General features: G+C 38.5%; 12 protein-coding genes. All 12 read left to right on the top strand.

The genetic code is table 11. The features are described 5' to 3' along the window. The first annotated feature begins 64 nt into the window (after positions 1-64). The 12 genes from flaG (at position 65) to K3T81_RS15570 (ending at position 12013) form a co-directional block, all read left to right on the top strand. Positions 65-406 carry a flagellar protein FlaG gene (gene flaG / locus K3T81_RS15625; RefSeq protein ID WP_238020976.1) on the top strand — a complete coding sequence of 114 codons (342 nt, stop codon included), beginning with the start codon at positions 65-67 and terminating at the stop codon, positions 404-406. 27 nt (positions 407-433) lie between these two features. Next, positions 434-1984: a flagellar hook-associated protein 2 gene (locus K3T81_RS15620; RefSeq protein ID WP_238020975.1), complete on the top strand. Its 1551-nt coding sequence runs from the start codon at positions 434-436 to the stop codon at positions 1982-1984. A gap of 29 nt (positions 1985-2013) precedes the next feature. Beyond that, positions 2014-2412 (top strand): flagellar export chaperone FliS, encoded by a 399-nt coding sequence (gene fliS / locus K3T81_RS15615; RefSeq protein WP_036575104.1) that lies wholly within the window; start codon positions 2014-2016, stop codon positions 2410-2412. After that, positions 2412-2765 (top strand): flagellar protein FliT, encoded by a 354-nt coding sequence (gene fliT, locus K3T81_RS15610; RefSeq protein WP_238020974.1) that lies wholly within the window; start codon positions 2412-2414, stop codon positions 2763-2765. The genes fliS and fliT overlap by 1 nt, the downstream gene beginning before the upstream one ends. 288 nt (positions 2766-3053) lie before the next feature. Further along, entirely contained in the window at positions 3054-3611 is a 558-nt protein-coding gene (gene hpf / locus K3T81_RS15605; protein ID WP_058950942.1) for a ribosome hibernation-promoting factor, HPF/YfiA family, read from the top strand. A 280-nt stretch (positions 3612-3891) separates the two neighbouring features. Beyond that, positions 3892-4047, top strand: coding sequence for a hypothetical protein (locus K3T81_RS15600; RefSeq protein WP_155988275.1), 156 nt, complete (start codon positions 3892-3894; stop codon positions 4045-4047). Between the two features lie 323 nt (positions 4048-4370). Next, a complete protein-coding gene (gene secA / locus K3T81_RS15595) occupies positions 4371-6887 on the top strand; it encodes a preprotein translocase subunit SecA (protein ID WP_238020973.1) in 2517 nt (838 codons plus the stop codon). A gap of 64 nt (positions 6888-6951) precedes the next feature. Next, a protein-coding gene (prfB, locus tag K3T81_RS15590; protein WP_238020972.1) for a peptide chain release factor 2 occupies positions 6952-8053 on the top strand; the annotation gives its coding sequence in 2 pieces (ribosomal slippage) (positions 6952-7023 and positions 7025-8053; 1101 coding nt in all). Positions 8054-8270: 217 nt separating this feature from the next. Continuing rightward, on the top strand, positions 8271-8642 hold the full coding sequence (gene cccB / locus K3T81_RS15585) for a cytochrome c551 (RefSeq protein ID WP_238020971.1): 372 nt from the start codon (positions 8271-8273) through the stop codon (positions 8640-8642). A gap of 318 nt (positions 8643-8960) precedes the next feature. After that, complete coding sequence (gene ftsE / locus K3T81_RS15580; protein WP_036575092.1) at positions 8961-9647, top strand: cell division ATP-binding protein FtsE; 687 nt, start codon at positions 8961-8963, stop codon at positions 9645-9647. Beyond that, positions 9637-10530, top strand: coding sequence for a permease-like cell division protein FtsX (gene ftsX, locus K3T81_RS15575; protein ID WP_238020970.1), 894 nt, complete (start codon positions 9637-9639; stop codon positions 10528-10530). Before ftsE ends, ftsX begins: the two co-directional genes overlap by 11 nt. Positions 10531-10582: 52 nt before the next feature. Continuing rightward, positions 10583-12013, top strand: coding sequence for a murein hydrolase activator EnvC family protein (locus K3T81_RS15570; RefSeq protein WP_238020967.1), 1431 nt, complete (start codon positions 10583-10585; stop codon positions 12011-12013). The last annotated feature ends 48 nt before the right edge of the window (positions 12014-12061 follow it).

Below are 12061 nucleotides of genomic sequence, written 5' to 3'. Positions count from 1 at the left end.
TTCATATTAATTTCTATTTAGCCGATATAAAAATTGAATAATATAGTTGAGGAGTTGCATGGACATGCGCTTAGAAAATGTGATAAATAACTCACAACCTCTTCTATCAAGTGAAAACACCAAGGCTACAGCTCCAATGATAGATAGAACCAGTGAAAACAGCAAAGCCATAAAGGAATTTGACAAGACAGATATAGAGAATGCTACTAACGCATTAAATGATTTGATGAAACCGTTACATACAAATTTGAAGTTTGAACTTCATGATAAATTAGAGAAATATTACGTTACGGTGGTAGATTCAGAAACGAAAGAAGTAATTAAAGAGATCCCTCCAAAGAAGTTTTTAGACATGTATGCCCAAATGGCAGAGTTTATGGGGATTTTAATTGATGAAAAAGTATAGTGCCTAAAAGGTATAGGAGGGAAACACATGCGTATTGGTGGACTTGCATCAGGAATGGACATTGACCAGCTCGTAAATAAGCTAATGACAGCAGAGCGTATGCCGCTAGATAAGATGCAACAAGACAAGACAATGCTGGAGTGGAAGCGTGATGGCTTCCGCGAAATTAATACAAAACTATCTGAACTAGATAATTTAATGCTAGATATGAAATTGAGTAAAACGTACAACCCGAAAACAATCTCTTCTTCAATGGAGGGAGCGGTGACTGCAACAGGGACACCAAGTACATCTAATGGTTCTTTTGAGATGAAGGTAAGTCAACTAGCTTCAAATGCGATTAATGTGAGTACTGGTACGTTAAGTGAAGGAGACATAGACTTCAAAGGGGGAGCCGCAACAAAGACTTTAAAGGAACAAAATATAAATTTAGAAGATTTTGAAGACGGAGTAGTTTTCAAAACCTATGACGAAAATGGAAAAGAACAGACTCATAAAGTAGAAATTAAAGACGACGACACGCTTAGCAGTCTCTTGAAACGAATTACCGATGAGGATAACAATGTACGGGCATTCTATGATGAAGTAACAGATAAGGTTATCATGGAAACAACTCGTACAGGGGATTACAATCCTACTCAGAAGAGCGGTACTGATCCCGTGATCGAAACCGGTGGACAAGAAATCACCTTTGAAGATACATCCTTCTTTGCCACTGTTTTAAAAATGGACGAGTCAAACGAAAAGGGCGGACAAAACGCGGAATTTACCTACAACGGCGTCCACGAAGTGGAATCCACAGAAAATAGCTATAAACTAAATGGCATTACCTTTAACTTCACGGATACTACGGATGGTAAATCTGCCAAGCTAACGGTAACCAATGATGTGGATGCATCCGTGGAAAAGATCATGAAGTTCGTTGACAAATACAACGAAGTGGTTGAAATGATAAACGATGTTCAAAAAGAAGAAAGATACCGTGATTATCCGCCACTTACTGAAGAACAAAAAGAAGAAATGTCAGAGGATGAAATAGAACGTTGGGAAGAACGAGCGAAAAGCGGTATTCTCCGAGGGGAAACTTCCTTAACGTCAGGGCTATTTGATATGCGTCAAAGCTGGTATTCTTCAGTTGAAACTGGTGGTGAATATAAATCCTTAACGCAAATTGGCATCTCCACCTCTTCTAACTATCTGGATGGGGGAAAATTAATTGTAGAGGAAGATGACCTTAGAGCTGCCTTGCAAGAGAATCCTGCTGGCGTACAAAAGCTATTTGCTAATAGTAGTGAGGGAGATGATCGGGGTATTATCAACCGATTAGAAGATTCACTAGATCGGACAATGAATACAATAGGGGAAAGAGCTGGGAAAGCTACTAGTACTACACTAGAAAGTTATACCCTTGGTAAACGGATGAAGGATTTAAATACACGGATATCTGATTTTGAAGACAGGTTAACCCAAGTTGAGACACGATACTGGAATCAATTTACTGCGATGGAAAAGGCTATTTCCCGAATGAATAACCAGTCTGCTCAATTAATGTCGCAATTTGGCGGGGGTACGATGTAAAGTGGAATACCAACAGAGGAGTGAGTGTATTGTCGACTAAGCAGTACCAGGCGTACAAGAACAACGCAGTGAATACAGCATCTGGCGGAGAATTAACGCTCATGCTTTATAATGGATGTATTAAATTCATTAAGCAAGCGAGCAGGAATATTGAAAACAATGATTTTGAACAAAAAAATACCAATATCCAAAAAGCACAAAACATCATACAAGAACTGATGATCACATTAGATCAAAAGGTCGAAATTTCTCAGCAAATTCTTCCTTTATATGAATACATGCATTTTCAGCTTAAAGAAGCGAATATAAAAAATGACCCAGCAATCTTGCAAGAAGTCCTTGACCTAACCGTAGATTTCCGAGATACATGGAAGCAGGTCCTGCAAAAAAGCCGACAGACTACTTATACACAGGGCGCACAAGTGTAATGAATCGTCTAAAGCCAGTATACGATGCCACCATAAGACTTGAAAAAGTACTGAGTCAGGAGACGACAGCAAAAAACAGAGAAGAAATTATAGAGCAAGTTAACCAGTTAGTGGAACTACGGGGCGAGCAGATGGAGAACATTGTTGCTCCTTTCTCCAGTGAAGAAAAAGAACTGGGACAAATCGTTGTAGAAAAGAATCGGACAATCGAGGGGAAAATGGAGAACCTTTTCCGTGACCTTAAATTGGAAATGAAGCAAGTTAAGAAACAAAAGAAATCTAATCGAACATATACCAACCCCTATGAAAAAGTTAGGGCTCGAGACGGAAGGTTTATGGACAGCAGAAACTAATCGTAAATCTCAACCAACAAATATAAAACACGAAGCGAAAAGTTGCTTCGTGTTTTTTTATACTTTGGCTCGTTATTCAAGTCGTTTGTAAAGATTTCATTAACAAATTAGCTATCATCTCTAAAAAGTTTGTAAAGTATGTGAAGGCTTTGTAAAGCGTTGTAGCAGGCTTTTGTACAGAAAATTCACATAAAAGTACGTTAACCTTAAATTCTAACTAGGTTTATGCAGGAATTTTCGTGGGAAACATAGTATAATATAGGTAGAAGATGAAAGGAGGACACTTTAATGAAATTTAACATTCGTGGTGAAAATCTAGAGGTGACTGGCTCGATAAGAGAATATGTAGAGAAGAAGATCAGTAAACTAGAGAGGTATTTTGATTCAACGCCAATATCGGATGTACATGTCAATTTAAGTGTCTATAATGATGAGCAGCGAATAGAGGTTACGATTCCAATGACAAACCTATTATTACGCGGGGAAGTTCAACACATCGACCTGTATGCTGCCATTGACTTGGTTGTCGATAAGCTAGAAAGACAAATTCGTAAGTATAAAACAAAAGTAAATCGCAAAACAAGACAACATGGTGCAGCAAAGCACGTCTTCGCAGATTTGGAGAAAGATGCCGCAAGTGTTGCGGTTGAAGAAGAAACTTCAGATATTGAGATTGTAAGAACTAAACGATTTAACCTTAAGCCGATGGATTCTGAAGAAGCAGTATTACAAATGGACATGCTCGGACATGCATTTTATGTATTCACAAATGATGTTTCGGGTGAAACCAATGTCGTGTATCGAAGAAAAGATGGCCGCTATGGCTTGATTGAACCGAATGCTTAAAAATATAAATTAAAAACGAAGGCGACCCCTGACAAGTGACGGGGTCGCCTTTTTTACATTCCTTCAACATAGATGTCGAAAAATGTAGATCGGTTTACCGAAATTTAATTTTAGATAAGGGTTTTCTTCAAAAAGTGCCTTGTTTGTCCAGAATACGTGTCGAATAACGTTATTTCTAGCTTTATTTTTGTCGAATGGATACCCGAAACAGGAAAATGGGTATTAGCCAAAAAGTCCTATTACATGATATAAATGAGCCAATGGAACCAGGAGGTGTGATATGAGTGAAAAAGAACGAAGATTATTAGTGACATTATCAAAAAAAGTACAACAACAAGAAGAGACGATCACGCAGCTGGTAGAAATTATTGCAGCAACTAATCGAAGAGTAACAGACATATCTGCCAGGCAAGATTCATTAACTGGAACATCCTAAATCTCCACGCAAGATAAGTTGCCTTCCAACAACGTAACCTCAACATCCCTCAAAGCAAAGAGCAGTTCATCCCCGGGCTGCTCTTTTCATTTTTATCCCGGTGCAACCGTCCGTAAGACTCCCACTTCAGAATGAAAACCCCCACTGATTGAAGTTTCACTTTATATCATGACTAACTCTCAACTTAACGAATCACATTTTTCGAGAACCATGCGTATATCAGTTGGGCAAGCAGTTGTCATCTTTCTTTATATAGTGTTATTATTAATTGTGGACTATATACTATTTTTCAAATGAAATGTTGAAATTGAGGAGCGTTTACTATGGCTGGATTAATTAAGAAGATTTTTGGTGATGGTAACCAAAAACAAATTAATCGATTACAAAAAAAAGTAGATCAAATAGAGGCTATGGAGCCTGAAATAGAAAAATTGACTGATGACGGTCTAAAATTAAAAACAGAAGAATTTAAAAAGCGTTTTGAACAAGGGGAAACGCTTGATGATTTATTGGTTGAAGCTTATGCAGTAGTACGAGAAGGTGCAAAACGCGTTCTTGGAATGCGTCCTTTCCAGACACAGCTAATGGGCGCGATGACCTTGCATGAGGGAAATATTTCAGAAATGAAAACAGGGGAAGGGAAAACCCTTGCCTCTACCATGCCTGCATATCTCAATGCAATATCCGGTAAAGGCGTTCATATTATTACGGTCAACGAATACTTAGCAGACCGTGATGCGAAAGAAATGGGTGAACTTTATTCATTTCTAGGATTGACTGTGGGCCTTAATGGTAATGGGCTAACAAAAGAGCAAAAGCGTGAAGCATATTACAGCGATATAACGTATGGAACAAACAATGAGTTTGGCTTCGATTATTTACGTGATAACATGGTCCTTTACAAAGAACAAATGGTTCAGCGCCCATTGAATTTCGCCATTATTGATGAAGTGGACTCGATTTTAATTGATGAAGCAAGAACACCACTTATCATATCTGGTTCTTCAAAAAAATCAGCCTCCCTTTATCAGCGGGCAGATGGCTTTGTTAGTAACCTAACTAAAGAAACCGATTATACGTATGATGAAAAAACTAAAGGTGTACAACTTACAGAAGACGGTATTACAAAAGCTGAAAAGTATTTCAACATTGAGAATTTATATGACCTTGACAATGTATCCTTAACACATCATATAAACCAAGCACTAAAGGCACATGTATCGATGCACCGTGATGCAGATTATGTGGTGCAAGAAGATGAAGTGGTGATTGTCGATCAGTTTACCGGACGCCTTATGAAAGGACGCCGTTATAGTGATGGCTTACACCAAGCGATTGAAGCTAAAGAAGGGCTTCAAATTCAGAATGAAAGCATGACGCTCGCTTCGATTACGTTCCAAAACTTCTTCCGGATGTATAATAAGTTGTCTGGTATGACAGGAACAGCTAAAACCGAGGAAGAAGAATTTAGAAACATCTACAATATGGATGTTATTGCGATCCCAACCAATAGAGAAATAGTGCGAGATGATCGTGCTGATCTGATTTATAAGTCGATGGAAGGTAAATTCCAGGCTGTAGTAGAGTCAATCAAAGAAAAACATGAGACAGGTCAGCCTGTCCTTGTGGGTACGGTTGCTGTAGAGACATCTGAATTAATCTCCCAAATGCTGAAAAGGGCTGGAGTTCGCCATAATGTGTTAAACGCGAAGAACCACTTTAGAGAGGCCGAAATCATTGAAAATGCTGGTCAAAAAGGTGCTGTTACAATCGCCACCAACATGGCTGGCCGTGGTACAGATATTAAACTGGGTGACGGTGTTAAAGAGATAGGTGGACTAGCTGTAGTTGGTACGGAGCGTCATGAATCAAGACGTATTGATAACCAGCTTCGTGGACGTTCAGGTCGTCAAGGTGATCCAGGTATGTCGCAATTTTATCTTTCTATGGAAGATGAATTAATGCGTCGCTTCGGCTCTGATAACTTAAAATCCATGATGGAGCGCCTTGGTATGGATGATAGCCAGCCGATCGAAAGTAAGATGGTATCCCGTGCAGTTGAATCAGCGCAGAAGCGGGTTGAAGGAAATAACTTTGACGCACGGAAAACAGTCCTTTCTTATGATGATGTGCTACGTGAACAACGCGAAATCATTTATAAACAGCGTTTTGATGTGATTGAGTCAGACGGCAAAGAATTACGTGACATCATTGAAAAAATGATTGTTTCTACATTGGATCGCGTCGTTGCGACACATACACAGGACGATGATGAAGATAAGTGGGATTTAAAATCCATCGTTGAATTTGTGGAAGGTAACCTTCTTCCACCAGAAGATATCACAGAAAATGATTTAAGTGGAAAAGAACCAGAAGAGATAAACGCAATAATTATGGATAAAGTCCGTAGCCGCTATGATGAAAAAGAAGAAGAATTAACAGAAGAGCAAATGCGTGAATTCGAAAAAGTAATTCTTCTGCGTACCGTTGATACTAAGTGGACCGATCACATTGACCAAATGGATCAGCTTCGTCAAGGAATTCACTTACGGGCATACGGACAAAATGATCCACTTCGCGAGTATCAGCTTGAAGGGTTCGCCATGTTTGAGGTCATGATTGAGAACATTGAAGAAGAAGTTGCGAAATATATTATGAAAGCACAGATTAGAGATAACTTACAACGCCAAGAAGTTGTCAAGAATACGCAAGCTGTCTCCGGAAACCAAGAGGAGAAAAAGAAAAGCCGTAAACCATTTATAAAAAAACAGGATGTAGGAAGAAATGATCCTTGTCCATGTGGAAGCGGGAAAAAATATAAAAATTGCCACGGAAGTTAAAACGGAAAACACTCTCTTTGTATAGGGAGTGTTTTCCTACATATTACTAACAGAGGTGAAGAACATGGAATTAGCGGAAATAAGAAATGAATTAGATAAATTAAATACCCGAATAGAGAACTTTAGGGGGTCTCTTTGACCTAGATAATAAAAAGGCACGTATCCAAGAGCTTGAACTAGAAATGGCTGATCCAGGATTTTGGAATGATCAGGAAACTGCTCAAAAAGTAATAAACGAAGTAAATGGATTGAAAAGCTATTCGGAAAACTTTGAAGCATTAGAGGAAAGAATTGAGAATCTGGAAGTATCGTATGAGCTTGTAAAAGAGGAAAATGATCAAGAGCTTTTTCAGGAGTTATCAGGAGAGATGACAGAAATTATCTCCGATATAAATGAGTTTGAATTGTTAATGCTTTTAAGTGAGCCATATGACGCAAACAATGCTATTTTAGAGTTGCATCCAGGTGCAGGGGGAACAGAATCACAGGATTGGGCAAGTATGCTGTTGCGAATGTACCAACGCTGGGCCGAAGCAAAAGATTTCAAAGTGGAAATGCTCGATTATCTTGCGGGAGAAGAAGCTGGTGTTAAAAGTGTTACCCTTCTAATTAAAGGCCATAATGCCTACGGTTATTTGAAGGCAGAAAAAGGGGTTCATCGACTTGTTAGAATATCACCATTTGATTCTTCTGGTCGACGACATACTTCTTTTGCTTCCTGTGATATTATGCCAGAAATGTCAGATGACGTGGATATCGATATTAGAACAGAAGATCTTAAGGTGGACACGTACAGAGCAAGTGGTGCAGGTGGCCAGCATGTTAACACGACAGACTCGGCTGTTCGTATTACACATGTCCCTACAAATGTTATCGTCACCTGTCAAAATGAGCGGTCGCAAATTAAAAATAGGGAAGCTGCAATGAAGATGTTAAAGTCTAAATTGTATCAACTGGAAATTGAAAAGCAACAACAAGAACTAGCTGAAATTCGTGGTGAACAGAAAGAAATTGGTTGGGGAAGTCAGATTCGATCTTATGTGTTCCACCCATACTCTATGGTAAAAGATCATCGTACAAATACCGAAATGGGGAATACGCAGGCGGTTATGGATGGCGAAATCGATCCATTTATTGATGCATACCTACGTTCCCAGATGGGTTAGGCGAGGAGTTTACTTGCCTTAGCCTAGTGTATACTTGTACTAAGCTTTTGTCATAAATTTGTTACAAATTGAAATAGCCTTATCATAGTTGGTTCTCTAACCATATTTTTCTATGAGGATTGGTGGATGGATCTGTAATAAGCGGTTTTAAAAACAGCAAATAGGATATAATAACCCTTGAAACGTAAAATTAAGTTTATAAGGGGGTAACTATGCTATGAAAAAATGGTTATTTACCGTACTATTTGGATCTGCCCTTGTATTAGGAGCCTGTGGTGGTGGAGATGATTCTTCAGAAGAACCAGCAGAAGATGGGGCAACAGAAGAAGGTGCCAATCAAGGTGAAGAAAGTGAAGGTGGCACCGTTGATACTGCAGCTGCAGAAGAAGCTTTCCAGAGCAACTGTTCTAGCTGTCACGGAGCCGATTTATCTGGTGGAGTAGGTCCTGCTTTAACCAATGTAGGATCAAAGCATTCGGCAGATGAAATTGCAGATATTATTAAAAATGGACAAGGTTCAATGCCTGCTGGACAAGCAAGCGGAGACGATGTTGAGCTTCTGGCAAATTGGTTAGCTGAAAAGAAATAAAGGATAAAGGTCTAAATGCTTACTAAGCGTTAGGCCTTTTTTTATGTTCAGAAAAATATATGTAACAAACGTCAAAAAAGCATTTATTTAATCGAATATTACTTGTAATAGAGCGGGTAAAATACATGTTCCTACAACTACTGACAATTAATACCATGCGTGTAACATTGAAATACAAATGTAATAATTTTATGTCTAAAAATCGTGGCGAAAGATGTTATACTAGGTAAGTATTGCGTACATAAACTCCGAACGAAAATTATTAATGGGCTAGAACACAGCCAAGTAGAAGTTAACCAAAAAAGCAAAGGTGATTATATGATATTAATGAACGATGTATATAAGACATATGCCAATGGTGTTACTGCACTAAATGGTATTAGTATTGATATAAAGCAGGGTGAGTTTGTCTATATTGTCGGTCCAAGTGGTGCCGGGAAATCTACATTTATTAAATTGATTTACCGAGAAGTAAAACCGACCAAAGGTAGCATTCTAATTAATGACATCAATATAGGCGACATTAAAGAAAAGAGAATCCCACTCTTAAGACGGGATATAGGCGTAATCTTTCAGGACTTTAAATTGCTTCCTAAACTAACAGTCTATGAAAATATAGCGTTTGCTTTAGAAGTTATTGAGGAATCTCCACGTAAAATTCGCACCCGTGTTATGGATGTATTAGATCTTGTAGGATTAAAGAATAAAGCAAGATTTATTCCGGATGAGCTATCAGGGGGAGAACAACAGCGAGTATCTATTGCCCGGGCAATAGTCAACAATCCTAAGATTGTTATCGCAGATGAGCCTACAGGTAACTTGGATCCGGATACTTCTTGGGGGATTATGAAGACCTTTGAAGAGATTAATGCTAGAGGCACAACCATTCTAATGGCGACCCACAGCAAAGAAATTGTAAACACAATCAAGAAACGTGTCATTGCAATCGAGGATGGCTTAATTGCACGAGACGAACACCGAGGTGACTACGGCTATGAAATTTAAAACAATAATGCGACATCTACGGGAAGGTTTCAAAAATATAGCCCGAAACGGTTGGATGACGGTGGCATCCGTAGGGGCTGTTACCACAACGTTAATTTTAGTTGGAGCATTCCTGGCACTCATGTTAAACCTGAATCAAATGGCAGATAACATAGAAGAAGACGTAGAAATCAGTACATTGATTGACTTGACATTAAATGAAGAAGAAATCACAGAACTAGGCAATGAGATAGAACAGATTAATGGTGTACAGACGGTCGTCTTTTCATCAAAAGATGATGAACTCGCAAACCTTATTGAAAGCATGGGAGATGAAGGACGGTCCTGGGAATTATTTGAACAGGATAACCCTCTAAACCACGTCTATGTCGTCAAAACAGCTGACCCAGAAGACACTATAGATGTTGCAAATCAAATAAGTGATCTCGAAGGGGTACAAGAAGTGAGTTATGGTAAAGGCGTAGTTGAAAGATTATTTACCTTTACTGAATACGCAAGAAATATTGGATTGGCTTTAATCATCGGACTAGTATTTACAGCAATATTCCTAATCTCAAATACAATTAAAATTACAATTATGGCACGTAGTAGAGAAATTGGTATTATGAAACTCGTTGGAGCAACAAATGGATTTATCAGATGGCCGTTCATTATTGAGGGGTTAATGCTTGGTATATTAGGATCTATCATCCCAATAGGAGTAATCCTTACAGGCTATTACTATCTGGCGAACAATGTAAGTGAACGTATCTCATACAGCTTTGTAGAAATATTACCATTTAATCCATTCGCATGGCAGCTTTCCTTGATTATCCTGGGAATCGGCGCTTTTATTGGAATATGGGGCAGTGTGATGAGTGTACGTAAATTCCTAAAAGTCTAGCTCGATTTTAAAAAATACCATTATTGTACAGAGGGAAGGGGAAAGCAAAACAATGAAAAAGTATGCTTCATTAATGCTTGCAACAACACTGGCAGTCACCGGCATTTCCTTTAGTGGGAATACAGCTTCAGCAGAATCAATTGATGGACTTGAAAACAAAATCAACGAATTAGAAAAAGAACAGAGTGAATTAAAAGAGCAACAAGGAAGTATTTCAGGTGATAAGAGTGATACAGAAGGCAAAATGAACGAGAATGAAGAAGAACAGAGTACAGTTGACACTCAAATTAAATCAATTGACGACAAGTTAACCAAAACACAAAATGATATTGCAACAAAGGAACAAGAAATTACATCAACAAATGATGAAATTAAAAAGCTAGAAGATAGAATGATAGAATTAAAAGAAGAAATAAAGGTATTGAAAGAACGAATTAAAGAGCGGGACGAGCTTATTAAAAAACGTCTACGCGCGATTCAAAAGAGTGGCGGAGATATGAAATATATCGAAGTTATACTAGGTTCAAAAAGCTTTGGAGATTTTATCAACCGAAGTTCTGCAGTTAATACGATAATGGATCAAGATAAAACCATTTTAGAGGAACAACAGGCTGATAAAGATTCTCTTGAGGCTAACAAGGCGGAAGTAGAAGAAAGTAAGGCATCAGTTGAGAAAAAGAAAGTTGCGTTAGAAGGACAAAAAGAAGAACTTGTAGCTCTTAAAGATGATTTGGCTGACCAAAAAGATCAAAAGAAAACATTAATGGCCAAATTAGAAAAAGAGTATACGGATCTTGAAGAATACAAAATTAGCCTTGAAGATGAGCAACAAATTCTTGCAGCACAGGCTGAAGCTGTAGAAAAAGCTAAGAATCTAGCAGAATCAGAAAAAGGTAAATTAGAGCAATTAGCACGTGAAGAGGCAGCAAGAAAAGAAGCTGAAAAGAGAGAAGCAGAGAAGAGACAGGCTGAACAAGCAAAAGCATCTTCTTCAAAGACTGCGTCTGCCTCATCATCTTCGTCAAACTCTAGTTCTAGTACAGGTAGCACCTCATCCACTCCGTCAAGTGGTAGCGGGTTGTTCATCTGGCCAGCAGCTGGTCCTAAAACATCTGACTATGGAATGAGACACCATCCAATTCATGGAATTGATAAATTGCATGCAGGTATGGATATTGGTGCTTCAACTGGAACACCATTAAAAGCTGCAGCTACCGGTGTTGTTATTCGTGCAGGTTGGATGAGTGGATATGGTAATACAATTATGATTACCCATAATTTAAACGGCAAAACCTATACTACTCTTTATGCACATTTGAGCAGTATTTCTGTATCAGCAGGTCAAACCGTATCACAAGGACAAAATATTGGACAAACTGGAAATTCAGGCGGTTCTACAGGTCCCCACCTACATTTTGAAGTACATGAGGGTGGATGGAATGCAGCGAAAAGTAATTCCGTTAATCCAATGAAATTTTTCTAATAAACATACATTATAAAAAGACATCACCCTCTTGGTGTGATGTCTTTT

Origin of the sequence: Oceanobacillus jordanicus (assembly GCF_022095695.1) — a bacterium.
In the GTDB taxonomy this organism is placed as follows: Bacteria; Bacillota; Bacilli; order Bacillales; family Amphibacillaceae; genus Oceanobacillus_B; species Oceanobacillus_B jordanicus.
The sequence above is the reverse complement of the archived record's forward strand: the minus strand, read 5'-3'. Positions and strand labels throughout refer to the sequence as shown.